General features: G+C 75.5%; 28 protein-coding genes, 1 rRNA gene and 1 pseudogene. 18 read left to right on the forward strand and 12 right to left on the reverse strand.

Annotated elements, in window-relative coordinates; translation table 11 throughout:
* Nucleotides 1-66: 66 nt before the first annotated feature.
* Nucleotides 67-492, reverse strand: coding sequence for a type II toxin-antitoxin system Phd/YefM family antitoxin (locus ACGF5G_RS24435; protein ID WP_357701938.1), 426 nt, complete (start codon nt 490-492; stop codon nt 67-69).
* Between the two features lie 165 nt (nt 493-657).
* Between ACGF5G_RS24435 and ACGF5G_RS24440 the strand changes: the two genes are divergently transcribed.
* Together ACGF5G_RS24440 and ACGF5G_RS24445 are read left to right on the forward strand one after the other, a co-directional pair.
* Nucleotides 658-1443: an RNA ligase family protein gene (locus ACGF5G_RS24440; RefSeq protein WP_393266530.1), complete on the forward strand. Its 786-nt coding sequence runs from the start codon at nt 658-660 to the stop codon at nt 1441-1443.
* Nucleotides 1444-1599: 156 nt separating this feature from the next.
* Complete coding sequence (locus ACGF5G_RS24445; protein ID WP_393266533.1) at nt 1600-2196, forward strand: TOPRIM nucleotidyl transferase/hydrolase domain-containing protein; 597 nt, start codon at nt 1600-1602, stop codon at nt 2194-2196.
* On the opposite strand, the gene ACGF5G_RS24450 is transcribed toward ACGF5G_RS24445, so the two are convergent.
* A complete protein-coding gene (locus tag ACGF5G_RS24450) occupies nt 2167-2742 on the reverse strand; it encodes a GNAT family N-acetyltransferase (protein WP_393266535.1) in 576 nt (191 codons plus the stop codon). The genes ACGF5G_RS24445 and ACGF5G_RS24450 overlap by 30 nt on opposite strands.
* 78 nt (nt 2743-2820) lie before the next feature.
* Here ACGF5G_RS24450 and ACGF5G_RS24455 point away from each other — a divergent pair, with 78 nt between their 5' ends.
* From ACGF5G_RS24455 to ACGF5G_RS24465, 3 genes are read left to right on the forward strand one after another with little or no spacing between them, the layout of a single operon-like run.
* Nucleotides 2821-3345, forward strand: a complete 525-nt coding sequence (locus tag ACGF5G_RS24455; RefSeq protein ID WP_393266538.1) for a PadR family transcriptional regulator — start codon at nt 2821-2823, stop codon at nt 3343-3345.
* Nucleotides 3342-4022 (forward strand): ABC transporter ATP-binding protein, encoded by a 681-nt coding sequence (locus ACGF5G_RS24460; RefSeq protein WP_393266541.1) that lies wholly within the window; start codon nt 3342-3344, stop codon nt 4020-4022. Before ACGF5G_RS24455 ends, ACGF5G_RS24460 begins: the two co-directional genes overlap by 4 nt.
* A complete protein-coding gene (locus ACGF5G_RS24465) occupies nt 4019-6301 on the forward strand; it encodes an ABC transporter permease (RefSeq protein ID WP_393266543.1) in 2283 nt (760 codons plus the stop codon). Before ACGF5G_RS24460 ends, ACGF5G_RS24465 begins: the two co-directional genes overlap by 4 nt.
* 26 nt (nt 6302-6327) lie before the next feature.
* On the opposite strand, the gene ACGF5G_RS24470 is transcribed toward ACGF5G_RS24465, so the two are convergent.
* The 3 genes from ACGF5G_RS24470 to ACGF5G_RS24480 form a co-directional block, all read right to left on the reverse strand.
* Complete coding sequence (locus ACGF5G_RS24470; protein WP_393266545.1) at nt 6328-7482, reverse strand: (Fe-S)-binding protein; 1155 nt, start codon at nt 7480-7482, stop codon at nt 6328-6330.
* The gene (locus tag ACGF5G_RS24475) at nt 7479-8864 is read right to left on the reverse strand and encodes an FAD-binding oxidoreductase (protein WP_393266547.1); all 1386 of its coding nucleotides are present in this window, start codon (nt 8862-8864) and stop codon (nt 7479-7481) included. Before ACGF5G_RS24475 ends, ACGF5G_RS24470 begins: the two co-directional genes overlap by 4 nt.
* 126 nt (nt 8865-8990) lie before the next feature.
* Nucleotides 8991-10250: a hypothetical protein gene (locus ACGF5G_RS24480; RefSeq protein WP_393266550.1), complete on the reverse strand. Its 1260-nt coding sequence runs from the start codon at nt 10248-10250 to the stop codon at nt 8991-8993.
* A 231-nt stretch (nt 10251-10481) separates the two neighbouring features.
* Here ACGF5G_RS24480 and ACGF5G_RS24485 point away from each other — a divergent pair, with 231 nt between their 5' ends.
* The 6 genes from ACGF5G_RS24485 (at nt 10482) to ACGF5G_RS24510 (ending at nt 15456) form a co-directional block, all read left to right on the forward strand.
* Nucleotides 10482-12035: an NAD(P)/FAD-dependent oxidoreductase gene (locus ACGF5G_RS24485; protein ID WP_393266553.1), complete on the forward strand. Its 1554-nt coding sequence runs from the start codon at nt 10482-10484 to the stop codon at nt 12033-12035.
* 109 nt (nt 12036-12144) lie between these two features.
* A complete protein-coding gene (locus ACGF5G_RS24490; protein ID WP_393266556.1) occupies nt 12145-12330 on the forward strand; it encodes a hypothetical protein in 186 nt (61 codons plus the stop codon).
* A 227-nt stretch (nt 12331-12557) separates the two neighbouring features.
* Complete coding sequence (locus ACGF5G_RS24495; protein WP_357461684.1) at nt 12558-12893, forward strand: winged helix-turn-helix domain-containing protein; 336 nt, start codon at nt 12558-12560, stop codon at nt 12891-12893.
* Nucleotides 12890-13210 (forward strand): hypothetical protein, encoded by a 321-nt coding sequence (locus ACGF5G_RS24500; RefSeq protein ID WP_357461682.1) that lies wholly within the window; start codon nt 12890-12892, stop codon nt 13208-13210. The genes ACGF5G_RS24495 and ACGF5G_RS24500 overlap by 4 nt, the downstream gene beginning before the upstream one ends.
* Nucleotides 13211-13239: 29 nt before the next feature.
* Nucleotides 13240-14793: a serine hydrolase domain-containing protein gene (locus tag ACGF5G_RS24505; RefSeq protein WP_393266559.1), complete on the forward strand. Its 1554-nt coding sequence runs from the start codon at nt 13240-13242 to the stop codon at nt 14791-14793.
* Between the two features lie 177 nt (nt 14794-14970).
* A complete protein-coding gene (locus ACGF5G_RS24510) occupies nt 14971-15456 on the forward strand; it encodes a GNAT family N-acetyltransferase (RefSeq protein ID WP_393266561.1) in 486 nt (161 codons plus the stop codon).
* A gap of 59 nt (nt 15457-15515) precedes the next feature.
* Here ACGF5G_RS24510 and ACGF5G_RS24515 read toward each other — a convergent pair whose 3' ends face one another.
* Together ACGF5G_RS24515 and ACGF5G_RS24520 are read right to left on the reverse strand one after the other, a co-directional pair.
* Nucleotides 15516-16361, reverse strand: a complete 846-nt coding sequence (locus ACGF5G_RS24515) for a siderophore-interacting protein (protein ID WP_393266564.1) — start codon at nt 16359-16361, stop codon at nt 15516-15518.
* On the reverse strand, nt 16358-17392 hold the full coding sequence (locus tag ACGF5G_RS24520; protein WP_393266566.1) for an ABC transporter substrate-binding protein: 1035 nt from the start codon (nt 17390-17392) through the stop codon (nt 16358-16360). Before ACGF5G_RS24520 ends, ACGF5G_RS24515 begins: the two co-directional genes overlap by 4 nt.
* Nucleotides 17393-17459: 67 nt before the next feature.
* On the opposite strand from ACGF5G_RS24520, the gene ACGF5G_RS24525 reads away from it, so the two are divergent.
* From ACGF5G_RS24525 to ACGF5G_RS24540, 4 genes are read left to right on the forward strand one after another with little or no spacing between them, the layout of a single operon-like run.
* Nucleotides 17460-18560, forward strand: coding sequence for a FecCD family ABC transporter permease (locus ACGF5G_RS24525; protein WP_393266611.1), 1101 nt, complete (start codon nt 17460-17462; stop codon nt 18558-18560).
* Nucleotides 18557-19585, forward strand: a complete 1029-nt coding sequence (locus ACGF5G_RS24530) for a FecCD family ABC transporter permease (protein WP_393266568.1) — start codon at nt 18557-18559, stop codon at nt 19583-19585. The genes ACGF5G_RS24525 and ACGF5G_RS24530 overlap by 4 nt, the downstream gene beginning before the upstream one ends.
* A gap of 47 nt (nt 19586-19632) precedes the next feature.
* Nucleotides 19633-20544 carry an ABC transporter ATP-binding protein gene (locus ACGF5G_RS24535; RefSeq protein ID WP_393266570.1) on the forward strand — a complete coding sequence of 304 codons (912 nt, stop codon included), beginning with the start codon at nt 19633-19635 and terminating at the stop codon, nt 20542-20544.
* Nucleotides 20537-21100 carry a GNAT family N-acetyltransferase gene (locus ACGF5G_RS24540; protein ID WP_393266573.1) on the forward strand — a complete coding sequence of 188 codons (564 nt, stop codon included), beginning with the start codon at nt 20537-20539 and terminating at the stop codon, nt 21098-21100. The genes ACGF5G_RS24535 and ACGF5G_RS24540 overlap by 8 nt, the downstream gene beginning before the upstream one ends.
* 99 nt (nt 21101-21199) lie before the next feature.
* Here ACGF5G_RS24540 and ACGF5G_RS24545 read toward each other — a convergent pair.
* The 4 genes and pseudogenes from ACGF5G_RS24545 to ACGF5G_RS24560 all read right to left on the reverse strand — a co-directional run.
* Nucleotides 21200-21334: pseudogene (locus tag ACGF5G_RS24545) on the reverse strand (dihydrofolate reductase family protein); the annotation flags it as partial.
* 52 nt (nt 21335-21386) lie between these two features.
* Nucleotides 21387-21989 (reverse strand): GerMN domain-containing protein, encoded by a 603-nt coding sequence (locus ACGF5G_RS24550; protein ID WP_393266576.1) that lies wholly within the window; start codon nt 21987-21989, stop codon nt 21387-21389.
* Nucleotides 21986-23341, reverse strand: a complete 1356-nt coding sequence (locus ACGF5G_RS24555; RefSeq protein ID WP_393266578.1) for a sensor histidine kinase — start codon at nt 23339-23341, stop codon at nt 21986-21988. Before ACGF5G_RS24555 ends, ACGF5G_RS24550 begins: the two co-directional genes overlap by 4 nt.
* Nucleotides 23338-24012, reverse strand: a complete 675-nt coding sequence (locus ACGF5G_RS24560; protein ID WP_350686351.1) for a response regulator transcription factor — start codon at nt 24010-24012, stop codon at nt 23338-23340. The genes ACGF5G_RS24555 and ACGF5G_RS24560 overlap by 4 nt, the downstream gene beginning before the upstream one ends.
* Nucleotides 24013-24224: 212 nt before the next feature.
* Between ACGF5G_RS24560 and ACGF5G_RS24565 the strand changes: the two genes are divergently transcribed.
* The 3 genes from ACGF5G_RS24565 to ACGF5G_RS24575 are packed head-to-tail and all read left to right on the forward strand — an operon-like array spanning nt 24225 to nt 25595.
* On the forward strand, nt 24225-24596 hold the full coding sequence (locus tag ACGF5G_RS24565; RefSeq protein ID WP_393266581.1) for a GlsB/YeaQ/YmgE family stress response membrane protein: 372 nt from the start codon (nt 24225-24227) through the stop codon (nt 24594-24596).
* Complete coding sequence (locus tag ACGF5G_RS24570; protein ID WP_393266583.1) at nt 24593-25249, forward strand: STAS domain-containing protein; 657 nt, start codon at nt 24593-24595, stop codon at nt 25247-25249. Before ACGF5G_RS24565 ends, ACGF5G_RS24570 begins: the two co-directional genes overlap by 4 nt.
* A 46-nt stretch (nt 25250-25295) precedes the next feature.
* Entirely contained in the window at nt 25296-25595 is a 300-nt protein-coding gene (locus ACGF5G_RS24575) for a BON domain-containing protein (protein WP_393266586.1), read from the forward strand.
* A gap of 66 nt (nt 25596-25661) precedes the next feature.
* On the opposite strand, the gene rrf is transcribed toward ACGF5G_RS24575, so the two are convergent.
* Nucleotides 25662-25752 (reverse strand): 5S ribosomal RNA (gene rrf / locus ACGF5G_RS24580); the annotation flags it as partial.

Raw genomic sequence — 25752 nt, forward strand, 5'->3', positions numbered from 1 at the left:
TCACGGCGCGGGGCCGCCGGCGACACGGCGCGGGGCCGCCGGCGACACGGCGCGGGGCCGCCGGCGTCAGGGCGCGGGGTCGGCGGCCAGCAGGTCGGCGTGGGCGGCGCGCAGCCGGGCGAGGTCGGGGTCGCTGCCCGGCCGGACGCGGCGGTCGAGCTCGGCCCACGCCTCGGCGAGGGCGGCGGTGACCGCGCGCAGCTCGGCGGAGTGCCGCCGGCTGCTGCGCCGGTGCGCCTCGTCGAGCCGGCGGGCCCAGCCGGCGGTCACGGCGGCGAGGCGGTCCGCGTCGGCGCGGGCCTGGGCGGCCGTGCGGGCGGCGGCGGCCGGCACGATCGCCGCGACCGGTCGGGGATCGCCGTCGCGGGTGACGACGGTGACGGCGTCGGTCAGCTCGGCCAGCGCGACGAGCTGGGTGAACCGGGTGCGCGCCTCGCGCAGCGGCACCGAACGCGGCTGGTCGGTGTGCGGGGTGAGAGCGGGGACAGCCATGGATGGATGGTCGCCGCCGGGTACGACATTTCCGCCCCTCGGCGGTCCAGGGTGGACACGGCGGGCCGAAAACTGCCGCGAGACGCCCCGTCTCGGGCGGTTACGCTGCCCGCCCGGCGCCGCGCCGCAGCCCGGTGCGGCGAAGCTGCCACCCAGGAGGATGCCGTGTCCAGCCTCGACGTCCGGACGGTCGACCTGCGGGCCATCAACTCGCTGACCAAGTACCCGTCGATCCCGACCTACCACGCCCTCGACCCCCGCGACGGCGGGCTGTTGGCGGAGTGCGTCGAGTTCACCGGGCCGGTCACCCTCACCGAGAAGATCGACGGGACGAACGCCCGGATCGTCGTGCTGCCCGACGGCGCGTACCTGATCGGCAGCCGGGAGGAGTTGCTGTACGCGCGCGGCGACCTGATCGGCAACCCGGCGCTCGGCATCGTCGACGCGCTGCGCGACGTGGCCGAGCGGCTGACCGGCGCGGCGGCCGACGACCGGGTCACCGTCTTCTACCTCGAGGTGTACGGCGGCAAGGTGACTGCCGCCTCCCGGCACTACACGGCCAGCCGCCAGGTCGGGCACCGGCTGTTCGACGTGGCGGTGCTGGACGACCCCGCGCCGATGCTCTCCTGGCCGGCCCAGCGGATCTCGGCCTGGCGCGACGGCGGCGGCCAGCGCTTCCTCGGCGAGACCGACCTCGTCGCGCGGGCCGACGCGCTGGGCCTGGCGACCGTGCCCCGCCTCGCCACCGTCGCCGCCGGGGAACTGCCGCGCGAGATCGACAAGACCCACACGTTCCTCGTCGACCACCTGCCGCGGACCACGGTGGCCCTGGACGGGCCGGCCGGCCGGTCCGAGGGGCTCGTGCTCCGCGCCGCGGACCGCTCGGTCATCGCCAAGGCGCGGTTCCAGGACTACGAGCGCACGCTGAGGCGCCGCGAAGGCCGGCGCTGACCCCGGCTCGGCGGCGCGCCCCGTACGCGCCGCCGACCCGGCCCCGCCGCAACTCGCTTGCACCGCCGGGCACGCCGGGCCACGATCCCCTGACTGATCCGGGCCGGGCGCACGCCCGGAACGTGCGACCCGGCGGGCGACGTACCAGGAGACGGGGTGGCCAACGTGCGGAGCGTCCACGAGCTGACGGTCGGGATCGACGCGCGGGCCGTGGTGCTCGTCGAGGGCAGGAGCGACCGGGTAGCGCTGGAGACCCTCGCCGCCAGGCGGGGCCGGGACCTCGACGCCGACGGCGTACGGGTGGTGTCGATGGACGGCGCGACGAACATCGGCCACTTCCTCGACCTGTTCGGCCCGTCCGGACGCGGGCTGCGGCTGGCGGGTCTCTACGACGACGCCGAGGAGGGCTTCTTCCGGCGGGGGCTGGAACGGTGCGGCCTCGGTGCCGGCCTGTCCCGGTCCGGCCTGGCGGCCCTGGGGTTCCACGCCTGCGTGGCCGACCTGGAGGACGAGCTGATCCGCGCGGTCGGCGTGGCCGGGGTGCGGAAGGTCATCGCCGCCGAGGGTGAGCTGCGCACGTTCCAGCTGTTCCAGCGGCAGCCGGCCCAGCAGGGGCGCGCCGTCGAGGCGCAGCTGCGCCGGTTCCTCGGCACCCGGTCCGGCCGCAAGAGCGCGTACGCCAAGCTGCTGGTGCGCGCGCTGGAGCCGGACCGGGTGCCCCGCTCACTCGACGCGGCGCTCGCCCACGTCTGACCGGCGGGCCCGCCACTCGGGCGCCAGCACCGACCACACCTGAAGGTCGATCCGCCCGTCCGGGCCGGGGTAGACCTCGCGCAGCGTCCCGTCGTGGCGCATGCCCAGCCGCTTGGCGGTGGCGATGCTGCGGGCGTTGCGGGCGTTGGTGCGCCACTCGACCCGGTGGATGCCCCGCTCCTCGACGGCCCAGTCGACGATCCGCTCCACCGCCCGGCTGACCAGCCCGTGACCCTCGGCGGCGGGCTCCAACCAACAGCCCGCCTCGCAGACGCCCGTCGCCGTGTCGAGCGAGACGAACAGGACCCCGCCGACCAGGGTGCCCTGTCGCCACAGGCCCCAGATGCCGCCGGCGCCGCGCGCCCACCGGTCGGCGTGGCGCTGGAGCACGGCCCGGGCGGAGTCGAGGTCGGTGGCCACGAACGCCGGCGACACCCAGGGCGCGATGTGCTCGCGGGCCCGGTCCAGGTGGGCGAGGAACTCCTCGGCCCGCCAGGGTTCGAGGGGACGCATCTCGACGTCCTCGGTCAGGGACAGGGCGAACACGTGACCTCCCATGCGACGGATACCGCCACACCCTACCGGTATACACACCGCGTATACGTGATGTGTATAGTGCCCGACATGTCGATCGGACAGACCTTCCTCGGCCTGCTGGAGGCCACCCCCCGCCACGGCTACGACATCAAACGCCTCTACGACGAGCGCTTCGGCCACGCCCGCCCGCTCGCGTACGGGCAGGTCTACGCCACCCTCTCCCGCCTGCTGCGCAGCGGCCTGGTGGAGGTGGAGGCGGTCGAGCCCGGCGAGGGCCCGGAGCGCAAGCGGTACGCGATCACCGAAGCCGGCGTCACCGATGTCGGGCAGTGGCTGGCCCGGGCGGAGAAGCCCGAGCCGTACCTGCAGAGCATCCTCTACACCAAGGTGGTGCTGGCCCTGCTGACCGGCCGTTCCGCCGCCGACCTGCTCGACGTGCAGCGCGGCGAGCACCTGCGGCTGATGCGCGAGCTGACCCGCCGCAAGCGCGACGGCGACCTCGCCGAGCAGCTGATCTGCGACCATGCTCTGTTCCACCTGGAGGCCGACCTGCGCTGGCTGGAGCTGACCGCCGCCCGTCTCGACGACCTCGCCGCGGCGGTCCGGTCGTGACCGCGCCGCTGCTGGTCGCCGAGGACCTGCACCGCTCCTTCGGCCCCACCCGGGCGCTCGACGGCGCCAGCCTGCGCGTCCACGAGGGGGAGGTGCTCGCCGTGATGGGCTCCTCGGGCTCCGGCAAGTCCACCCTGCTGCACTGCCTCGCCGGCATCGTCCGACCCGACTCCGGCCGCGTGCTCTTCGCCGGCCGTGACCTCGCGACCCTCACCGACGCCGAGCGCAGCGCGCTGCGCCGGGAGTCGTTCGGCTTCGTCTTCCAGTTCGGTCAGCTCGTGCCGGAACTGACCTGCCTGGAGAACGTGGCGCTGCCGCTGCGGCTGGACCGGGTCGGCCGCCGCGAGGCGGAGCGCCGGGCCGCCGAGTGGCTGGACCGCCTGGAGGTCGCCGAGGTGGCCGGCAAACGGCCCGGCGAGGTCTCGGGCGGGCAGGGGCAGCGGGTGGCGGTCGCCCGGGCGCTGGTCACCCGCCCCCGGGTGGTCTTCGCCGACGAGCCGACCGGCGCACTGGACTCGCTCAACGGCGAGCGGGTGATGCGGCTGCTCACCGCTGCCGCCCGGGAGACCGGCGCGGCGGTGGTGCTGGTGACGCACGAGGCGCGGGTCGCCGCGTACTCCGACCGGGAGGTGGTGGTGCGCGACGGCCGCACCCGCGACCTGGAGGTCGTGGCGTGACGCGGCTGCGCCACGGCGCGGCCGACCTGGCCATGGGCGCCCGCATGGTGCTGACCGGCGGCCGCGACGGCTGGCTGCGGGCGGTGCTGACGGCGGTCGGCGTGGGGGTCGGGGTGGCGATGCTGCTGCTCGCCGCCGCGGTGCCCGGCGCGCTGAACGCCCGCGAGGCGCGCGGCGACGCCCGCGACGACCTGCGGATGGGCGCGCCGATCCCGGCCGCCGCGAACACGCTGCTGCTCCGGCAGGTCGACACCGCGTTCCGGGGGCAGCCCGTGCGGGGCCGGATGCTGCAGGCCGAGGGGGCGGCCGCACCGGCGCCGCCGGGCGTGGCGACGCTGCCCCGCGCGGGCGAGGTCGTGGTCTCCCCCGCGCTGCGCGACCTGCTCGACTCCGCCGACGGCGCGCTGTTCGCACCCCGGCTGGGCGGGGCCCGGGTCACCGGGGTCATCGGCGACGAGGGCCTGGCCGGCCCCCGGGAGCTGGCCTTCTACCTGGGCAGCGACCGGTTGAGCGCGGACGACGACGCGATCCGGCTGGACGCGTTCGGCGGCGGGATGCCCGGCGAGGGCTTCGGCCCGGTGCTGATGGTGCTGGTGGTCGTCATCTTCGTCGTCCTGCTGCTGCCCATCGCCGTCTTCCTCGGCGCGGCGGTGCGGTTCGGCGGCGAACGCCGCGACCGGCGGCTGGCCGCGCTGCGGCTGGTGGGCGCGGACGCCGCGATGGTCCGGCGGATCGCCGCCGGGGAGGCCGCGACCGCCGCGCTGCTCGGCGTCGCGGTCGGCGGCGCGCTCTTCGCGCTCGGCCGCCAGGTGGTGCCGCTGGTCACCCTGATGGACCTCAGCGTGTACGCCGCGGACGTCCGCCCGCCGCTGCCGCTGGTCGCCGCCGTGGTGGTGGCGGTGCCGGCGCTCGCCGTCGTGGTGACCCTGGTGTCCATGCGCACCGTGCTCGTCGAGCCGCTCGGGGTGACCCGGCGCGCGACGCCGGTGCGACGCCGGCTGGCGTGGCGGCTGCTGCTGCCGGCCGCCGGGCTCGGGCTGCTGCTGGCCGGCACCGCCGGTGTCGCCCCGCTGGGCGCCGAGCAGCAGACGGCGGCCGGTGCGGTGCTGCTGCTGATCGGCGTGGTCACCCTGCTGCCCTGGTTGACGGACCTGCTGGTACGCCGGCTGCGCGGCGGTCCCGTGCCGTGGCAGCTCGCGGTGCGGCGCATCCAGCTCGACAGCGCCACCTCGGCGCGCCTGGTCAACGGCATCGCGGTCGCGGTGGCGGGCACCATCGGGCTGCAGATGCTCTTCGCCGGCGTCTCCGACCGGTTCACCGTCGCCACCGGGCAGGACACCTCCCGGGCCCAGGTGCAGGTGGAGTTCCCCGCCCGCCCCGACGCCGCCGCGGCGCTGGGCCGGCTGGCCGCCGCGCCCGGCGTGACCGGCAGCAACGCCACCCTGCGGACCGTCGTCGGGGCCGCCGGGGGCGGCACGTTGGTCGACCTGCGGGTCGGCGACTGCGCCGCGCTGGCCGAGTTCGCCCGGCTCGACGGGTGCGCCGACGGCGACGTCTTTCTGGTCCGCGACGCCACGGCGCCGCAGGCGGAGATCCGGCCGGGCGCCACCGTCACGGTGCCGGACGTCGACGGGTCGGCCTGGCAGATCCCCCGGGACACCCGGGAGGCGCCGATCCGTCCCGGCCCCGCCGGCCACGCGCAGACCAGCGTGCTGGCCACCCCCGGTGCGGTCGACGCCGCCCGGCTGGGCCCGTTGCGCGCGGACGCGTACCTGCGGCTCGCGCCCGACCGGCCGGACACGCTGGAGCACGTCCGCAACGTCGCCGCCGGCGTCGACCCGTTCGCCTCGGTGCTCACCCTGACCGGGACCACGCAGGCCACCCAGTTCGTCAACATCCGGCGCGGCCTCTACGTCGGCGCGGCGGTCACCCTGCTGCTGATCGGGGCCAGCATGCTGGTCGGCGTGCTGGAGCAGCTACGGGAGCGCCGCCGGCTGCTGGCGATGCTGGTCGCGGTCGGCACCCGGCGCGGCACGCTGAGCTGGTCGGTGCTGTGGCAGACCGCCGTGCCGGTGGTGATCGGGCTCGTCCTGGCGGTGGGCTTCGGGCTGGGTCTCGGCGCGGTGCTGCTGCGCATGGTGCGGGAGCCGGTCACGGTCGCCTGGCCGGTGCTGGGCATCTCCACCGGGCTGGGCGCGGCGGTGGTGCTGCTGGTCACCGGGCTCAGCCTGCCGGCGCTGTGGCGGCTGACCCGGCCGGACGGCATCCGCACCGAGTGAGGCCGCGAGCCGGCGTCCCGACCCGCTCAGACCGGTCGGGACGCCGGCTCGACGCGGGTGAGCAGCTCGGCCAGGTGCACGGCCCGGACGGGGGACCGGCGCCGGCGCAGCCCGGTGCGCAGCTGCCGCAGGCAGCCCGGGTTGACCGCCACCACCAGATCCACCCCGGCGGCCTCGATCTCGTCGAGCTTCGCGTCCAGGATCCGCCGCGACTCCTTCGGCCGCAGCAGCGAGTACGTGCCGGCGGCGCCGCAGCAGGTGGCCGCCGAGGGCAGCTCCACGTAGTCGGCGACCTGGCGCAGCAGCGCCCGCGGCTCGGCGAAGACGCCGAGGCCGTTGCGCAGGTGGCAGGAGTCCTGCAGGGCGACCCGGGCGCGCCGGCCGGCCACCCGCAGCTCCGCGCCGGCGGGCCGGTCGGCGAGCCAGGTGGACAGCTCGCGCACCCGGTCCCGGCCGAGCACGGAGGCGAGGTGCGCCGCGCAGCCGCCGGAGGTGGTGACGATCGTGCCCGGCAGGTCCTCGCCGAGGCGCTCGGCCAGCCGCTCGCCGCCGGCCAGGTCGCCGTTGTGCGCGTGCAGCGCGCCGCAGCAGCCCTGCGCGGTGGGGACGGCCAGCCCCGGGTCGAGCGCCCGGGCGGCCCGGCTGACCGCCGGGAACAGGCCCCGCTCGACGCAGCCCAGCATGAGCTGCGCGTCGGGCCCGCCGGCAGCACCGGGCTCGGACGGCGGGGCGGTCGGGCCGGGCTCGGGCGACGGGGCGGCGGCCGGGCCGGGCTCGGGCGACGGGGCGGCGGCCGGGCCGTGGGCGGCGCGGCGGACCAGGCCGAGCAGCCGCAGCACCCACCGCTGCTCGACCAGCAGCATCAGCGCGCGGGCCACCAGCGGCCGGCGCGGGCCGCGCCACTGGTGGACCCGCCACTGCTCCAGCAGGCTGCCGTACTCCACGCCGGCGGGGCAGACCGGTTCGCAGGCGCGGCAGCCCAGGCAGAACGAGGACTGCTCGGCGAGCGTGTCGTCGTCCGGGGGCAGGGTGCCGTCCTGCAGCGCCCGCATCAGCGTGATCCGCCCGCGCGGCGACGACGCCTCGTCGCCGGTCATCGCGTACGTGGGGCAGGCCGGCAGGCAGAACCCGCAGGAGATGCAGCGGGACAGCTGCTCCGGGTTGAACACGTCGCCTGTCACGAGCCCAGCTTTCCGGGGTTGAGGACGCCCGCCGGGTCGAAGGCGCTCTTGATCCGGCGCAGCAGGGCGAGCTGGTCGTCGCCGAGCCGGGCAGCGAGGAACGGCAGCTTCGCCGCCCCCACCCCGTGCTCGCCGGTGATGGTGCCGCCCAGGTCGAGGGCGGCGGCGAAGACGTCGGCGAAGGCCGCCTCGGCCCGGCGTACCGCGTCGTGGTCCTCGGCGGAGTCGAGGACGCAGGTGGGGTGCAGGTTGCCGTCCCCGGCGTGGCCGAAGGTGGCGATGGCGACGTCGTGCCGGACGGCGATCGCGTCGATCCGGTCGACCATCTCGGCGATGCGCGGCCGGGGCACGGTGGCGTCCTCGAGGATCGTCACCCCGCCCCGGCGGGACAGCGCCGGCAGCGCGCAGCGGCGGGCGGCCAGCAGCGCCTCGGCCTGGGCGACCTCGCGGGCGGTGGTGACCTCCACCGCGCCGGCGTCGACGCAGGCCGCGCCGATCCGGTCGAGGTGGGTGGCGACCAGGTCCGGCGGGCCGTCGTCGCCGAAGAGGAGCAACGCCCCCGCGTCGGCGCGCAGCCCCAGGTGGGCGAAGTCCTCCACCGCCGTGATGCAGGCCCGGTCGAGGAACTCCAGCGTCGCCGGCACCACGCCGGCCCGGATCACCCGGGCGACGGCCTCCCCCGCCTCGGCGAGCGTCGGGAAGTAGGCGACCCCGGTGTTGCTCGACGCGGGCGCGGGCAACAGCGCCACCGTCGCCTCGGTGATCACCGCGAGGGTGCCCTCGGACCCGGTGAGCAGCCGGGTCAGGTCGTACCCGGCGACGTCCTTCCACAGCCGGCCGCCGGTGCGGATGACCTCGCCGGTGGGCAGCACCGCCTCCAGGCCCAGCACGTAGTTGCGGGTCACCCCGTACTTCAGCCCGCGCAGCCCGCCGGCACAGGTGGCGATGGTGCCGCCGACGGTCGCGACGGTGCGGCTGCCCGGGTCGGGTGCCCAGAGCAGGCCGCGCGCCGCGGCGGCGTCGGCCAGCGCGGCGCTGGTCACGCCGGGCTGCACCCGGGCCAGCAGCTCGTCGGCGCTGACCTCCAGGATCGCGTTCAGCCGGGTCAGCACCAGCACGATCCCGCCGTGCAGCGGCACGGTCGCGGCGCACAGGTTGGAGCCCGCGCCGCGCGGCACCACCGGCACCCCGTGCCGGGTGGCCAGGGCCAGCACGGCGGCGACCTCGGCGGTGTCGGCGGGGAACACCACCGCGTCGGGCCGGTGCGAGAAGAGCGGGGTCGCGTCCCGGGCGTACGCCACGAGGTCGCCGGCCGCGTCGTGCACGTGGGCCGGGCCGACGATGCCGCGCAGCTCGGCGAGGACGGTCGCGGAGAGCGCCATGCCAACCCTTCCCGGCGCACCGGTCGCGCCCGTAGATTTTCGCCAACCACGATTGGGTGGTCGGCGACAGTTTTCAACGGGATCATAGAGAGCCGGGCCCGTCAGGTGAAGACGGCACCGGGCCCCTCAGATGATGAAGTGGGTCCAGTAGGCGAGCCAGGTGACGAAGAGAGCGCCCTGGAGGAGGGCGAGGGCGGCGGTCAGCCAGGCGTCGGCGCTGGCGTGCCGGGCCCAGCGGGCCAGCACCAGGCCCACCGGGAACGCGGCGAGCAGGTAGCGCAGCAGGCTCTTGTAGACCGGCGGCCCCATCGACAGCGGCACCAGGACCATGATCAACCCGTACGTGAGGTAGGGCAGCCCGAGGTGGCGGACGCCCGCGACCAGGACCACCAGCACCACGACGGCGAGCCACACCCGCAGGGCGTCCCGCGGCGGCGAGTCGGTCAGGCCGTGCCACAGCACCCCCAGCGGGTTCTGCACGGAGATGCCCCAGCCCCTCTCCTGGGCGTGCTTGTAGGCGAACCAGTCGCCGCTCTGCCACCGGCAGAACGCCATGTAGCTCAGCCAGCCGGCGGGCACCAGCACCAGCGGCCAACCGGCGCGGAGGTACGCCCCCAGCGCGCGCGGGCCCAGCCGGTAGCCGTGCTGCCGCAGCAGCACCAGGGCCAGCGGGAGCACCACGAAGAACCCGACCGAGCGGCTCAGCGACAGGAAGAACCCCACGACGCCCACGAGCAGCCAGCGCCGCCGCTCGGCGTAGTGGAAGGCGGCGAGCGCGAGGCAGAGGAAGAGCGACTCGGTCAGCGCCGCCTGGAACAGGAACGCGGCCGGCAGCAGCACCAGGTAGCGGACGAACCGGCGGGCCGCCGCGTCGTCGCCGAGCAGCCGCTCGCCCAGCCGGTGGGCGTAGTAGAGCATCAGCAGGAACGCGACGTTGGCGACGAGCAGCAGCGCCAGCGCGGTGTTGCCGCCCAGCAGCGGGGCCAGCGGCCGGGCCAGGAACGGATAGAGCAGCGGGAAGCCGAAGTCCCGCCACGGCTCGTCGAGCGGGAGCCGGGCCAGGTGGTCGTAGAGGAACGAGTCCCAGGCGAACCAGAGCGAGACCCCGCGGTGCCCGGAGACCGCCCGCTGCTGCTCGCGCATCGTCGTCTCGTCCGGCGGCGGCGCCCACGGCACGTCGTCGAAGGCGCTCAACGCGAGCACCCCGACGAGGCTGAGCACGATCTTGGTGCCGAGGAAGACGCCGACGACGAACAGCCACGGCGCCGGCACCCGGTCGGCGGCCCGCGCGGCGGCGCGCCGCAGGTCGTGGCCACGCCGGGCGAGCCGGGCGGGCAGGCGCCCGCCCCGCCGCCGCGCGTCCGTGACGGCCCGCCACCTGTCCATCACCGCTTCTCCCGATCCGGCCGCCAGAACGGTGCCACATCCCCGTTCCGGGGCGCTTGACACGTGTACGCGGCGCGCCGGCCCGGCCGCCCGGCGGTGCGCTCGGGGCCGGGATGGCCGCCCGGCCAGGTCGCCGGGGCCGCGGAACCGGCATCCGGATCCGGGGTGAGTTCGGGCCGATGCCGGGTAAGCGGGCCGCCTCCGGCAGGCGGAAGCAGGGAGCGGCACGGCATGGACGAACAGCGCGGCACGGTGGTCATCGGCGCGGGACCGGCGGGCCTGACCGCGGCGTACGAGCTGCTCCGGCGGGGCGCCCCGGTCCGGGTGTTCGAGTCCGACGACGTGGTGGGCGGGATCAGCCGCACCGTCGAACGGGACGGGTGGCGCTTCGACATCGGCGGGCACCGGTTCTTCACCAAGGTCGCCCGGGTCGAGGAGTTCTGGCACGAGATCCTGCCCGACGAGGACTTCCTGCTGCGGCCCAGGATGAGCCGGATCTACTACCGGGGCGCGCTGTTCGACTACCCCCTGAGTGCCGCGAACGCCCTGCGCAACCTGGGCGTCCGGGAGGCGGCGCTGTGCATGGGCTCGTACGCCTGGGCCCGGCTGCGCCCGCCGAAGGACCAGTCGCACTTCGAGGGCTGGGTCTCGGCCCGGTTCGGTTGGCGGCTGTACTCGATGTTCTTCAAGACGTACACCGAGAAGGTCTGGGGGATGCCGGCCGACCGGTTGCAGGCCGACTGGGCCGCGCAGCGGATCAAGAACCTGTCGCTGGCCAAGGCGGTGCGCAACGCCGTGCTGCCCCGGCGCAACCGCAAGGACGTGACCAGCCTGATCGAGGAGTTCCAGTATCCGAGGTTCGGCCCGGGGATGATGTGGGAACGCTGCGCCGAGGAGGTGCGCCGGCGCGGCGGCCGGGTGGAGACCGGCAGCTGGGTGACCGCTGTGCACCGCGACCCGACGCACCGCCGGGCGGTGGCGGTCACCGTCAACGGGGTGGGCGGGCAGCGGACCGAGCCCGCCGAGCACGTCGTCTCCTCGATGCCGATCTCGGAACTGGTGGCCGCGCTACGCCCGGCCGCCCCGCCGGAGGTGCTGGCCGCCGCGGCCGACCTGCGGTACCGGGACTTCCTGACCGTCGCGCTCGTGGTGCCCGAGGAGTTCTCGTTCCCCGACAACTGGATCTACGTGCACGACCCGGCGGTCAAGGTCGGCCGGATCCAGAACTTCGGGTCGTGGTCGCCGCACCTGGTCAAGGACGGCCGCACCTGCCTGGGGCTGGAGTACTTCGTCTTCGAGGACGACGAGACCTGGCGTACGCCGGACGCCGAGCTGGTTGCCGCCGCGACGGCCGAGCTGGAGCGGCTCGGCCTGGTCCGGCCGGGCGTCGTCGAGGCCGGGTACGTGGTGCGGATGCCGAAGGCCTACCCGGTCTACGACGAGCGCTACCAGCGCAACGTGGACGTGATCCGGGACTGGCTGGCGCGGGAGGTGCCGAACGTGCACCCGGTCGGCCGCAACGGCATGCACCGCTACAACAACCAGGACCACTCGATGCTCACGGCGATGCTGACCGCCGAGAACATCGCCTGCGGCACGAACCACGACGTCTGGTCGGTCAACGTGGAGCAGGACTACCACGAGGAGTCGAGCCACGACGGAAACGGCCACCGGGGCACCGGCCGGGACGCCCCGATCGTGCCGGCCCGGCCCGTCGCCCCGGCCGTCACCACGCTCGACGGTGCCCCCCGGCCCGAACGGCCGGCGCAGGTGCGCCTCGGCTGAGCCGCCCGCCGCACGGCCGAGGGTGGGCGCGCCCGGGCCGGGACGGCGGCGGGTCGACGGGACGGCCGGGCGGCGACCGCCGTACCGGCCTGGTCCGACGGCGCTGCCGGTGAGCAGGCCCTGCCCCACGCAGCGGACGCCCACCGCCGACGACGTGGCCGGATGCCTCCTGGCGTCACTCGGCCCCGGCCGGCGCACGGTGGCGATGCCGAGCCCGGGCATCACGGCGCGCACCGACCCGCGGCGGCACGCCCTCCCGGCCGACCTGCTCCGCCGCGGCCTCGCCGGGAGCTGACGCGGTCGCCGCGTGACGCTCCGCGCGCCCGACGGCGGCAGGGGTTCGGCCTGCCCCGGAAGATCGCGATGTCCTCGGTCGCCGGGCCGGGAGCCGACCGGATCACGGGCCTGGGCGCGGACGACGGTGGCGTCGAACACTGGTCGCTGGCGCTTTCGCCCCTCCCGTGTCAGTATCTTCTGACAGGGGGGTGTCATTGATTTCTGACACCCGGAAAGGTGCAGGTGATGGACGAGACGCAGCCGAACGGGGAGGAACTGCTCGCCGCGCTCGCCGCGCTCGCGAGTCCGCACCGACTGCGGATCATCGCCACGCTCGCCGAGGGCCGCAGCTACGTCAGCGCGCTGGCGCGGCGCCTGGAGATGAACCGGCCCCTGCTCTACATGCATCTGCAGCGGCTGGAGGCCGCCGGGCTCGTCACCGGCTCGTTGGAGACGGCGCCCGACGGCAACTCGGTGAAGTGGTTCGAGGTGGTTCCGTTCGCGCTGACGCTGACGCCCGCGACGGTCGCGGCCGCCGTACCGACGTTGGAAGCCGGTGGCTTCGGAAAGGACAAGAAATGATCACAGCAGCAGCCGAGGACGACATCGCCCAGGTCGCGATCGTCACATGGACGGTTCTGTTGATCGCCCTGGTGGCGATCGTGGCGTTCGTGGCGCTGGGCATCTACCGGGCCCGGCACGCCGCCGCTCGGGAGGCGCAGTACCGCGCCCTCGCCGAGCAGGCCGGGGACGCGCAGGCCCGGCTGGCCGAGAACGCGCGGCAGACGACCGCGGAGCTGACCGGCCTGCGGTCGGACGTCCAGGCGACCCACACGGAGTTGGCGCAGGTCAGGGCACGTCTGACCGAGCTGGAGCGCCTGCTCAGCCAGATCGGCTGAACCGGAATCCCACAGACAGGAAGAGCACAGTGAGACATCAGCTACGACGTACCGTCGCCGTCCTGGCCGCGGTCGTCTGCCTGGCGACCGCCGGCGGAATCCCGGCACACGCCGCCGAGGACGAGACCGCCCGGGTGCAGGCGTACCTGGACCGCTACCGGGACACCAACCGCATACCCGGGCTCGCGGCGGCCGTCGTACGCGGGGACCAGGTCGTGCAGGAACACGCCGCCGGAGTCACCGGCGACGGCGCGCCGGTGACCGCGCAGACACCCTTCCTGCTCGGCTCGGTGAGCAAACCGTTCACCGCGCTGGCGGTGCTGCAGCTCGCCGAGGCAGGCCGGATCGATCTCGACGCGCCGGCGCGTGCGTACGTGCCCTGGTTGCGGCTGGGCGACGCGACGGCGACCGCACGGATCACCGTCCGGCACCTGCTCACCCAGACCAGCGGGCTGCCCGAGGTCGCCACCAGGGGCCTGACCGACCGCTACGACAACACCCCCGGCGGGCTGGCCCGGTCGGTACGGGACCTCGCCGACGTGCCGCTCGTCGGGCCGCCGGGTGCGGAACACCGGTACAGCGACGGCAACTACATGGTGCTCGGTGCGCTCGTCGAGGAGGTCACCGGTAGCACCTTCGCCGACCACCTGCGTCGCACCGTTTTCGATCCGTTGCGGATGCGGCAGACGGCGGCCACCGCCGACGAGGCGGAGCGGGTTGGCCTGCCCGCCGGCCACCGCCGCTACCTCGGTCGACCGCAGGGCTTCGACCCGCCGTACGACACCTCCGGCGTCCCGTACGGCTACCTGACCGCCAGCCTCGCCGACCTCGGCCACTTCGCTATCGCCCAGCTCAACGGCGGCCGGCACGGGGAGTCCCAACTGCTGTCGGCCGCCGGCGTCGCGCAGTCGCACCTCGGCCAGGCCGCCATCGGCAGCGGCGGCCGGTACGCCCTGGGCTGGCGCGACACGACGCTGGCGGGCAACGGCGCACGGCTGGTCTGGCACGCCGGCGCCACGCCCGGCTACTTCGCCCACGTCGTGCTGGTGCCCGACTCCGAGCTGGCCGTGATCGTGCTGGCCAACCTTTACCACCCGGCCGCCGACCCGGCGCTCGCCTCGGCCGGTTTCGACATCGCGCGAATTCTGCTCGGCGCTCCGACCGCACCAGCGGCGAACGACACCCTCCTGCTCTCGGTCGCCCCCGCGCTGTTCGGCGTCGCCGGCCTGCTCGTGGTCGTCCTGGTCGGTACGGTGCTCGGCGGAGTGCGTCGGCGCCGCACCGGTCCCCCGCCGGGCAGAAAGGCGCTGGTCGCGGCCGCCGCCTGGGCGGTCGGCTGGGCGGCGCTGGCCGTTGCCGTGCTCTGGGTGCTGCCCTCGTCCGTGGGCGGCGGCCTGGGCACGCTGATGCTCTGGACACCGGACATCGGTCACGCCGCCGTGGCCGTCGCCGTGGTGGCCGGGGCCCTCGCGCTGACCCGTAGCGTGTTCGCCCTGGCCGGGGCGCGGAACGCCGTGGGCCGCCCCCGGCCCGCGCGCCGCCTCCGAGGAGGACCCCCTGCCCGCACCGCTGTAGCGGCGTGACCGGGTGCCGAGTCCGGCGGCGCCTAAGGAGGGGTCCCTTCCTAACGCAATGCGTTAGGAAGGGACCCCTCCTTACACGTCAGCCCTCCGCGAGGCGGCGGCGACACGCTGTCGTGCGCGGTCCGGTCCCGCCGGAAACGCCTTGCCGACCCGGTGGCGGCCCCCTAGGGTGCCGGCGTGCTGATCCGCGAGTTCGACGAGGCCGACTGGGCCCAGGTGTGGCCGATCGTCCGGGAGGTGGTGCGGGCGCGGGAGACCTTCCCCTACGACCCGGAGATGACCGCCGAGCAGGCGTACGACATGTGGGTGGAGGCCGCGCCGGGCCGCACCGTGGTGGCGGTCGACGGCGACCGGGTGCTCGGCACCGCCAAGATGGGCACCAACCGCCCCGGGCCGGGGTCGCACGTCTCCACCGCGAGCTTCATGGTCGACCGCGCGGCGCGCGGCCGGGGCGTGGGCACCGCGCTGTGCCGGCACGCGCTCGACTGGGCCCGCGACCGGGGGTACGCGGGCATGCAGTTCAACGCGGTGGTCGAGACGAACACCTCGGCCGTCGAGCTGTACCGGCGCGAGGGCTTCACCGTGGTCGGCACCGTGCCCGGCGCGTTCGCGCACCCCACCCTCGGCCGGGTCGGCCTGCACGTGATGTACCAGGAGTTCTGACCCGGCGCCGCCCGGTCCACCGGGCGGCGCCGGAACCGCAGCTGTGCCGCCGCCGACCGTCAGGCGACGGCCGCGGCGGTCGCCTCGGCGCGCAGGTCCTCCTCCGAGGCGCCGCGACGCCAGTAGCCGGAGAACGTGACGTGCCGCCGGTCGATGCCGCGCTCGCCGACGAGGTGCCGCCGCACCGCGCGCACCATCGACGACTCGCCGGCGACCCAGGCGTACGGGGTGCCGGCCGGCAGCCGCGCGGCGCGGACCGCGTCCGCCAGCAGGGTGCTGCCGGGGGCGGTGCCACCCCGGACGACCCAGCTCACCTCGGCGCGCGCGGCGGTGGGCAGCTCCTGGATGTCCGCCACGTCGGGGACCTCGATCCAGGCCCGGACCCGGGCGTCGGCGGGCAGCCAGGCCAGGATGCCGGCGGCGGCGGGCAGGGCGGTCTCGTCGGCGACGAGCAGCACGGAGTCGGTGCCGGCCGGGGGGCGGAAGCAGACGCTGCGGTTGTCGCGCACGGCCGGGCCGAGCAGCACCACCCGGTCGCCCGGCAGGGCGTGCCCCGCCCAGCGGGAGGCGGGGCCGGTGTCGCCGTGGCCGACGAAGTCGATGTCCACCTCGGCGAGCTCGGGCCGCTGCTCCCGGATGGTGTAGGAGCGCATCACCGCGCGCACGTCGGGGTCCATCGCCCGGTACGCGCCGAACCAGTCCTCCCCCGCCTCGACCGGGAGCACCGGCGCGGGCTGGCCGGGGTGCGGCAGGAACAGGGAGACGCTCTGGTCCCGGCCGCCGCCGGCGAAGTCGGCCAGGTCCGGCCCGCCGAGGGTGACCCGGATCAGGGAGGCGCCGATCCGCCGTGCGCCGACGACCTGCGCGGCGTAGAAGCGGTACTGGAGGGCGACCGCCGTGGTCACGCGGTCACCTTCTTCGCGTTCCGGATGGCGGTGGCCAGGTTCTCCAGCAGCGGCGCGGCGCCGGCGTACGAGAAGCGGGGCACCGCGTCCCACGGGGTGATCTGGTTGGCCTTCACCGCCGGGAGTTGCTGCCAGGTCGGCTTGCTGGCCATGTCCTTGGGCTGCAGGGCGGTGCTGCGGTTGTCGAGCAGGATCAGGTCGGCCGGGAACTTGCCCGCGTTCTCCCAGCTGAGGGCCTCGAAGTAGTCGCCGGCCTCCAGCTTGGTGGGGACGACGATCTCCACGCCCAGCTCGGCGAAGTACATCAGGTCGGTGCTGACCTTCGGGTTGGAGACGTAGAACAGGTCGGGGCTGCCGGAGGAGGCCAGCACCTTGATGCCCGGGTTCGCCCTGACCGCCTGGCGGACCGCCTCGGCGGCGGCCTCGAAGCGGGCCTTCGCGTCGGTGACCTTCTTCGCGGACAGGTCGGCGCCGAGGGACTCGGCGAGCTGCGCGTACCGCTCGATCGGCTTGGTCATCGGCACCCGGGCGGTGGTGATCGCCACGCTGGGGGCGAGCGGGAGGATCTTGTCCTTGCTCTCGTCCGGCACGTACCACAGGGCGCCCGGGTCGTACATGTGGGTGACGAGCAGTTCCGGTCGCAGGGCCGCGTACTTCTCCAGGCTGAACTCGCCCCAGACGTTGCCGAGGACCTGCACGGCGTCCACGTTCAGGTCGCCGGCCTGCGGCTCGGCGGTGCCGTCGGCGCGCTTCGTCTCACCGAACACGCCGACGATCTGCTTGTCGAGTCCGAAGTCGACCAGCGCCGCGGCGACCCCGGTGAAGGCGACCACCCGGGTCGGGCGGTTGGCGGCACTCACCTTCTCGTTGCGGTCGTCGGTGAACGACCACGGTCCGCCGGAGCCGGCTGCGGCGGGGGCGGAGTCGTCGTCCCGGCCGCAGCCGGCGAGCAGGGCGGCCAGGGTGGCGGCGCCACCGGCGGCGAGCAGGCCCCGGCGGGAGAGTCGGCGGGCGGACACGGGATGCGGCATGGCGATGTCTTTCGATCAGGGTCGGGCGAAGGACCATGGACAGCGGGGTTAGGTTAACCTAACCTAAATCGCTGTCAAGCCCCGCCCGGAATCACGCACCACATCGGAGCCCACACTGTCCGCCACCCTCACCTCACGCATCGGCGCGCCACCGGCACCGCCCGTCACGCCCCGGCGTGGCCGCGCCGCGCTGCGGGCCACCGGCCTCGCGGCGTCGGTGCTGCTGCTCGTCGCCGTCACGCTGCTCAGCATCGCCGTGGGCGCCAAGCAGCTCCCGCTCACCGACGTGTGGCAGGGCCTGCTGCACCGCGACGCCGCCGAGTACGCCGTCGTGCACCGGATGCGGCTGCCGCGCACGCTGCTCGGCCTGCTCGCCGGCGCGGCGCTCGGCGTGGCCGGCGCGGTGATGCAGGCGCTGACCCGCAACCCGCTGGCCGACCCCGGGCTGCTCGGCATCAACGCCGGCGCCTCGGCGGCGGTGGCCAGCGCGGCGGCGCTGCTCGGCATCGGCGGCGTCGGCGGCCAGGTCTGGTTCGCGCTGCTCGGCGCGGCCGTCGTCACCGCCGCCGTCTACCTCGTCGGCGGCGGGCGCGGGGCCACCCCCGCCCGGCTGGCGCTGGCCGGCGCGGCGCTCAACGCCACCCTCTACTCGTACGTCAGCGCGGTGATGCTGCTCGACACGGCGTCGCTGGAACGGCTGCGGTTCTGGACGGTCGGCTCGCTGGCCGGCGCCGAGGCATCGACCGTACGCACGGTCGCGCCGTTCGTCGCGGCGGGCCTGCTGGTCGCCCTGGCCGCCACCCGCGCGCTCAACGCACTGGCGCTCGGCGACGACGCGGCGCGCGCGCTCGGCGCCCGGCCGGCCCTCGTCCGGGGCACCGTCATCGTGGCGATCACGCTGCTCTGCGGCGCCGCCACGGCGGCCTGCGGGCCGATCGTCTTCGTCGGTCTGCTCGTGCCGCACCTGGTCCGCGCGCTCACCGGGCCGGACCTGCGCTGGCTGCTGCCGTACTGCGCGGTGCTCGCCCCGGTGCTGCTGCTCGGCGCCGACGTGCTGGGCCGGGTGCTGAGCCGGCCGGGCGAGCTCCAGGTCGGCATGGTGACCGCCGTGGCGGGCGGGCCACTCTTCCTCTGGCTGGTACTGCGCGGGCGGGTGGCCCACCCGTGATCACCATCCGCACCCCCGGCGGCGTGTCCCTGCGGCTGCGCCCCCGCGCCGTCGCCGTCGGCCTCACCTGCGTGGTGCTCGCCCTGGCGCTGAGCGTGCTCGCCATCGGCAGCGGCGACTACCCGATGAGCCCCGCCGACGTGCTGCGGGCCCTCGCCGGCCGGGGCAGCCCGGCCGAGGAGTTCATCGTCACCGAGCTGCGGCTGCCCCGACTGGTGACCGCGCTCTGCGTCGGCGCCGCGCTCGCGCTGGCCGGCGCGGTCTTCCAGTCGCTGGTCCGCAACCCGCTGGGCAGCCCCGACATGCTCGGCTTCACCCAGGGCGCGTCGACCGGCGCGCTGGTCGTGGTGGTGCTCGGCGGCAGCAGCATGCTGCTGGCCTCGGCGGCGGTGGTCGGCGGCCTCGCCACCGGCATCCTGGTGTACGCGCTCGCCTGGCGGCGCGGCGTGCACGGGTTCCGGCTGATCCTGGTCGGCATCGGCACCATGGCGATCCTCACCGGCGTCAACGGCTGGCTGCTGACCCGGGCCCAGCTGATGGACGCCGCCCGCGCCGTGCTCTGGCTCACCGGCAGCCTGGACGGGCGCGGCTGGGTCAACGCGCTGCCGCTGCTGGTCGCGCTGGCGGTGCTGGTGCCCGTGCTGCTGGTCGGCTTCGGGCCGGCCCTGCGCCTGGTCGAGATGGGCGACGACAGCGCCGCCGCCCTCGGCGTACGCGTGGAGCGGGTGCGCCTGGTCGTGCTGGCGGCGGCGGTGCTGCTGGTCTCCCTCGCCGCGGCCGCCGCCGGGCCGGTGAACTTCGTGGCGCTCACCGCGCCGCACCTGGCCCGGCGGCTGACCCGGGCGCCGGGGCCGAACCTGCTGCCGTCGGCGGCCGTCGGGGCCGTGCTGCTGGTCGCCGCCGACCAGCTCGCGGTACGCGCGTTCCCCGGGCACCAACTGCCGGTGGGCGTGGTGACCGGGGTGCTGGGCGGCGCCTACCTGATCTGGCTGCTCGCCACCGAACGCCGGGCCGGCCGGCTGTGACCGCGCACGGCCGGCGGGCCACCCACGACGAGAACGGAGCACGGAGCATGCAGTCCCGGCTGAGCGGCAACGCGATGACCCTCGCCTACGAACGGCGGACCATCGCCGAGGACCTGAGCGTCGCCGTGCCCGACCGCTCCTTCACCGTCATCATCGGCCCCAACGCCTGCGGCAAGTCGACCCTGCTGCGCGCCCTGTCCCGGCTGCTGAAGCCGACGGCCGGGGCGGTGCTGCTGGACGGGGAGGACATCCACCGGCTGCCGGCCCGGGGCGTCGCGCGCACCCTCGGCCTGCTGCCGCAGACGTCCGTCGCCCCGGACGGCATCGGCGTCGCCGAACTCGTCGCACGCGGCCGGTACCCGCACCAGGGGCTGCTGCGGCAGTGGTCGCGCGAGGACGAGCGGGTGGTCGCCGAGTCGATGGCCGCGACCGGGGTGGCCGACCTGGCCGACCGACCGGTCGACGAACTGTCCGGCGGGCAGCGGCAGCGGGTGTGGATCGCGATGGCGCTGGCCCAGCAGACGCCCCTGCTGCTGCTGGACGAGCCGACCACCTACCTGGACATCGCCCACCAGATCGAGATCCTCGACCTCTGCGCCCGGCTGCACGAGGAGCAGGGCCGCACCCTGGTGGCGGTGCTGCACGACCTCAACCACGCCGCCCGCTACGCGACGCACCTGATCGCGATGCGCGACGGGCGGGTGGTCGCCGCCGGCCCGCCCCGGGAGGTGGTCACCGCGGAGCTGGTCGAGGAGGTCTTCCGGCTGCCCTGCCGGGTCATCGACGACCCGGAGACCGGCACCCCCCTGGTCGTCCCCGCCGCCCGCCGCCGGGCCCCGGCGGTCGCGGTCGCCAGCGGGAACCCGCTTGAGCCGCCGCCTCGCGTCAGCCCGGCGCCACGCGGGGGCCACGTCCGCGCGCATCGACCGGAATCGTCGTACGGTGGGCGCGATGCGTGAGGCGACCAACACCCACGGAGAGGACGTCGACGGGTTCGGCCGGGTCACGATCCGCCCCGTCGACCCGGACACCGACATCGACCTGATCCACGGTTGGGTCAGCGAGGAACGGGCCCGGTTCTGGGGCATGCGCGACGCGGGTCGCGAGCGGGTCGCCGAGATCTACCGCTACCTGGACTCGCTGACCACCCACCACGCGTGGCTCGTGCACCGCGACGGCGTGCCGGTCGCGCTGTTCCAGACGTACGAGCCAGCGGCCGACCCGGTCGGCCAGTGCTACGACGTCCGGCCCGGCGACCACGGGGCGCACCTGCTGATCGGCCCGCCGACCACGACCGAGCGGGGCTTCACGGGCGCGCTGCTGGGCGTGTTCCTCGGCTTCGTCTTCGCCGACCCGCTGCGCCGGCGGATCGTGATGGAGCCGGACGCGCGCAACGACAAGGCGGTGGACCGGCTGCTGCGGACCGGCTTCGTCGCCGGCCCGCTGATCGACCTGCCCGACAAGCGGGCCCGGCTGATGTTCCTCGACCGGGAGTCGTTCGAGGCGCGCCGCTGACCGCCGGAGGCGCTCCCGCGCCGAGAGGGCGTAGCGGATCAGCACCACGTCGCCGATCTGGCGGGCCTCCGCCACCCGGGCGCGGCGGCCGGGGTGCCACGGGAACCGGCCGTCGCCGACGAACCGGGGCGCCCGGCGGTCGCCGACGAAGAACGGGGCCACCACCAGGTGCAACTCGTCGGCGAGGCCGGCGGTGAGGAACTGCGCGAGCACGGTCGGCCCGCCCTCCACCATCAGCCGGCGCACGCCCCGCGCGGCGAGGTCGGCCAGGCGGGGAGGCCGGCCGTCACCGGGGCGCGACGAGGTCGGCGTAGTCGGCGACGGTGAGGGGGCGCCGGGACAGCGACCCGTCGGCGCGCGGCACCCCGAGCGGCGCCCCACCCCGCAGGAACGCCACGGTGTCGACGTCGGAGCGGGCGGTCAGGGTGCAGACGATCTGGCCGAAGGCGAGGACCTCGTCGCTGCGGCCCGTCTCGTCGCCGGCCTCACCGACGTCGACCTCGACCTCGGTGCCCCGGGGCCGGGCGACGGCGGCCGCGACGGCCCCCGGCAGGGCGGTGCTGAGGCCGCTGTCGCGCTCGGCGGCGGTCGGGCCGGCGAGCAGTTGCTGGAGCTGGGCGTCGACGGTGGGCGTGGCGTCCACCCGGCGCTCGACGCGCACCAGACGGTCGTCGCGGACGAAGCAGAGCACCGCCGTCGCCCGCCCCGCCGTCAGGGTCGGGGTCGGGGTCGCCACGACCGTGCCCGAGGTGGGGAACGGCCCGGGCGGGGGCGCCACGGTGCGGGGGGCGTCCTCCGTCGGGACGCCGCAGCCGACGAGCAGCCCGAGGGCGACGAGCGCAGCACCGGCACCCCGCCACCGTCCCGGCCGGCGCGCCCGGCGGCTCACGACGACACCCCGGGCAGCTCGACCCGGAAGCGGGCGCCCCCGCCGGGACGGTCGCCCACACCGGCGCGTCCCCGGTGCGCGGCGGCGTGCTGGGCGACGATGGCGAGCCCGAGGCCGGTGCCGTCGCCGGCCGCGCGGGCGTGCGCGGCGCGGCCACGGACGAAACGGTCGAAGACGACGTCCCGGTCGGCCGGGGGCACGCCCGGTCCCTCGTCGTCGACCTCGACGATCCCCGTCCCGCCCCGCTGCGACAGCCGCACCGCCACCGGGCCACCGCCGTGGCGGACCGCGTTGTCGACCAGGTTGGCCAGGATCTGCTCGACGCGGCGCCGGTCGACCAGCCAGGTCGTGGCGGCCCCGCCGGCCGCGTGCACGAGCGCGCCCGGCAGCCCGCGCGCCTGGCACACCCGACGGGCCAGCGCCGCCACGTCGACCGGCCTCCGGTCCGCCGGCTGGTCGCTGCGGGCGAGCTGGATCAGGTCGTTGACCAGTTGCTGGAACCGGGTGATCTCGTCGGCCACCAGGCCGGCCGCGGTGGCGGTCCGGTCGTCGAGGTGCTCCCGGCGGCGGGCCAGGACGCTGGCCGCCGCCGCCAGGGTCTGCAGCGGCGAGCGCAGCTCGTGGCTGACGTCGGCGGCGAAGCGGCGATCCCGCTCGATGCGCTGGGAGAGCTGGTCGACCATGTGGTTGAACGACGTGGAGAGGCGGGTGAGGTCCGGGTCGGTGGTCGGCGCGAGCCGGGCGGAGAAGTTGCCGTCGGCGATCTCCTGGGCGGCGTCGGCCACGGCGGTCAACGGGCGCAGGCTGTGCCGGGTGGCGTACCAGCCCAGGGCGGCGCCGGAGCCGGCGACCACGATGGCGACGGCGGTCAGCGCGAGCGCCAGGACCTGGAGGGTCTCGTCCAGCTCGCGCAGCGAGGTCAGCTCGTAGTAGCTGGTGGACGGGGCCAGCGGCAGGCCGACGAGCAGGGTGGGCTGGCCGTTGACCCGCACCCGCTGCACGGCCGGCTCCCCCGCCCGGACGAGCTGTTGCAGGTCGCCCGGGATCGCGGCGGTCAGGCCGGCGTCGGCGTTGCGGGCGTACCAGTCGTCGCCGCGGTGCAACAGCGGTCGGCGGTTGCCGCCGGTGTCGAGGGACCGCAGCACCTCCACGACGTCGGGGTCCTCCGTGTCCAGCCCGGTACGCACCACCGCCGCGTCGAAGTACGCCGCCCGCACCGCGGTGCGCTCCCGCTCGTCGAGCAGGGACCGCCGGGTCAACTCGTACGAGACCAGCGCCATGGACGCCGACAGCAGCAGCGCGCCGACGGCGAATCCGGCGGACACCCGGGCCCGCAGCCCGAGCCGCCTCACCGGGTCAGCTTGTAGCCGAGGCCGCGCAGGGTGACCAGGTGCCGGGGGCTGCCCGGGTCGTCCTCGATCTTCTGCCGCAGCCGGCCCACGTGCACGTCGACGAGCCGCTCGTCACCCGTGTCGTAGCCCCAGACCCGCTGGAGCAACTGCTGGCGCGACAGCACCCGGCCGGCGTGCTCGGCCAGCTCGCACAGCAACCGGAACTCGGTGCGGGTCACCGGCACCGGTCGGCCGGCCCGGCGCACCTCCCCCGCGTCCGGGCTGATCTCCAATGGGCCGAACGTGAGGACCGGCACGGGCGCGGGCACCGCCCGGGCCCGGCGGCGCAGCGCCCGCAGTCGCGCCGACAGCTCCTTGACCGCCACCGGCTTGACCACGTAGTCGTCGGCGCCGGCCTCCAACGCCGCCACGATGTCGTGGGTGTCGTCGCGGGCGCTGACCACCACGATGGGTACGTCGTCGTCGCGGCGCAGTTGCCGGATGCACTCGAAGCCGTCGAGGCCCGGCAGCATCAGGTCGACCAGCACGTTGTCGGCCGGCTCCCGGCGCTGCATCCGCAGCCCCTCCTCGGCTGTGGCCGCCCCCCGGACGGCGTAGCCCTCGTCCTCGAGCGCGAGCAGCAGCGCCAGACGGATCCGGTCGTCGTCCTCGATCACCAGCACGCCCGTCATACCCGCATCATCCCCAAGGCGGGCGCGAGCGCCCAACCGTGTCCGGCGTTCGACGGTTTTGTCACGCAACTGTCATACAACCGCGTGGCCCGCGCCACGGGCGCCAACCAGGGTGGTGTACGACACCGGGCCGGCCCGCCGGTCACGGCGGCCGGGCCGGGCCCGCCGGAGCGGCAGCCGCCGGCCGACCGGTCCTGCGGAGGAGGGAGCGGATGACCGTCGCCGGTCTCCTCACCGCACTCGCCGTGGGTCTCCTCGTCGCCGCGACGGGCTGGCTGGCGCTCCCCCGCCGGCGGGAGGTACCGGCCTGGCTGGCCCTGGTGACCGGGATCGTCACCGCCGTCTTCGGCGTCATCCTGGCCCGCATCGTCGGCCTCGACACCGGTCGGTCCGGCCTGTGGCGCCTGGCCGTCCCGGCCGGCTCCGCCGTCCTCGGCGTCGCTCTCGTGGCCGCCACGGCGGGCCCCCGCCGCACGCCCGTGCCGGCCTGCCGGACGCGGCCGGACCTCGATTCCAACCCGACGCCGCCGGTCGCGGACCGGCGCTTCGCCTCGCCCGACCTCCCGTGGAGGAAGACCCCATGACCGTCGTACCGGACGACAACTCGATGACGCTGATCTGCGACAGCTGCGGAGACGTGACGACGGGAACCGCCTGCGTCCTGCCGGACGCCGAGGTCGTCTGGACCCTGGTCGCCGAGCACGGCTGGAGCGGCTCGCCCTTCGCGACGGGCCCGCACCGCTGCCCCCGCTGCAGCCTTCTCGGCGCGGACGCCGGGCGCGGCGGCGAGGCCGGCCGCGGCGCCCAGGTGGCCGGTGGGGTGTTGGGGGTGGACCACCTCGACGACGTCGCGGTGGCGACCGCCTCCGGTGACATCGACGTCGACATCACCGACGACCTGCGGACCGCGCTGCGGCAGGCGGTCGACGTCTGCGGGCACGTCGTGGTCGACCTGACCCGGGTCCACCTGATCGACGCGAACGGGCTCGGCCTGCTCGTCCGGGCCCACCGCGACGCCCGCGAACGCGGTGCCGTGCTCTGCCTCGCCGCCCCGTCTCGCTTCATCCTCACCGTCCTGCACACCATGCGGCTGGACGGCCTGTTCCCGATCTTCGTCAGCCCGGAGGAGGCCGTCCGGCGGCTCTCTCCGGCCGGGGCGGGCGAGCCCGCCGGGCTGACGGCCACCGTGGCCGGCCGGTCCGGTCACCCGGCGCCGGCCGACACGCCGTCCCGCTGAGCCGCCCCGTCACCCCGCACCCGCACTCCGGCGAGAGGACGCCCACATGCTCATGCCCTGGCCGTACCCGGACGAGGGCGCGTTCCGTCCCGAGTCGCCCCGGCCGGCGCCCGACGACGAGGACGCCCGGTTGGCCGCGCTGGTCGCCCAGCGGTTGAGCAGCGACTGGTCCACGCGCGGCCAGCAGATCGTGGTGACCGCGCAGAACCGGGTCGTCATCCTCACGGGCGTCGTGGCGGGCCCGGACGCCCGGCAGGTGGCCGCCGAGATCGCCTGGGACGTGCGCGGTGTCGTCGACGTCTGCAACGCCCTGCGGCTCGCCGGCCCCCGGCGTCCCCGCCGCTGACGGGCCCGGCTTCGATCAAAATGCGTTCAGGGCCACCCCGAAAGGGGTGGCCCTGAACGAAAGATTGTCCGGCGGTGTCCTACTCTCCCACACCCTCCCGAGTGCAGTACCATCGGCGCTGGAGGGCTTAGCTTCCGGGTTCGGAATGTAACCGGGC

Source organism: Micromonospora sp. NPDC047730 (genome assembly GCF_043204765.1).
In the GTDB taxonomy this organism is placed as follows: domain Bacteria; phylum Actinomycetota; class Actinomycetes; order Mycobacteriales; family Micromonosporaceae; genus Micromonospora.

Bases quoted from the DNA above. Each gene is read 5' to 3' on its own strand.
- ACGF5G_RS24435 (WP_357701938.1), bottom strand. From the start codon at position 492: ATGGCTGTCCCCGCTCTCACCCCGCACACCGACCAGCCGCGTTCGGTG.
- ACGF5G_RS24455 (WP_393266538.1), top strand. From the start codon at position 2,821: ATGTCGATCGGACAGACCTTCCTCGGCCTGCTGGAGGCCACCCCCCGC.
- ACGF5G_RS24475 (WP_393266547.1), bottom strand. From the start codon at position 8,864: ATGGCGCTCTCCGCGACCGTCCTCGCCGAGCTGCGCGGCATCGTCGGC.
- ACGF5G_RS24480 (WP_393266550.1), bottom strand. From the start codon at position 10,250: ATGGACAGGTGGCGGGCCGTCACGGACGCGCGGCGGCGGGGCGGGCGC.
- ACGF5G_RS24485 (WP_393266553.1), top strand. From the start codon at position 10,482: ATGGACGAACAGCGCGGCACGGTGGTCATCGGCGCGGGACCGGCGGGC.
- ACGF5G_RS24495 (WP_357461684.1), top strand. From the start codon at position 12,558: ATGGACGAGACGCAGCCGAACGGGGAGGAACTGCTCGCCGCGCTCGCC.
- ACGF5G_RS24500 (WP_357461682.1), top strand. From the start codon at position 12,890: ATGATCACAGCAGCAGCCGAGGACGACATCGCCCAGGTCGCGATCGTC.
- ACGF5G_RS24520 (WP_393266566.1), bottom strand. From the start codon at position 17,392: ATGCCGCATCCCGTGTCCGCCCGCCGACTCTCCCGCCGGGGCCTGCTC.
- ACGF5G_RS24535 (WP_393266570.1), top strand. From the start codon at position 19,633: ATGCAGTCCCGGCTGAGCGGCAACGCGATGACCCTCGCCTACGAACGG.
- ACGF5G_RS24540 (WP_393266573.1), top strand. From the start codon at position 20,537: ATGCGTGAGGCGACCAACACCCACGGAGAGGACGTCGACGGGTTCGGC.
- ACGF5G_RS24560 (WP_350686351.1), bottom strand. From the start codon at position 24,012: ATGACGGGCGTGCTGGTGATCGAGGACGACGACCGGATCCGTCTGGCG.
- ACGF5G_RS24565 (WP_393266581.1), top strand. From the start codon at position 24,225: ATGACCGTCGCCGGTCTCCTCACCGCACTCGCCGTGGGTCTCCTCGTC.
- ACGF5G_RS24570 (WP_393266583.1), top strand. From the start codon at position 24,593: ATGACCGTCGTACCGGACGACAACTCGATGACGCTGATCTGCGACAGC.
- ACGF5G_RS24575 (WP_393266586.1), top strand. From the start codon at position 25,296: ATGCTCATGCCCTGGCCGTACCCGGACGAGGGCGCGTTCCGTCCCGAG.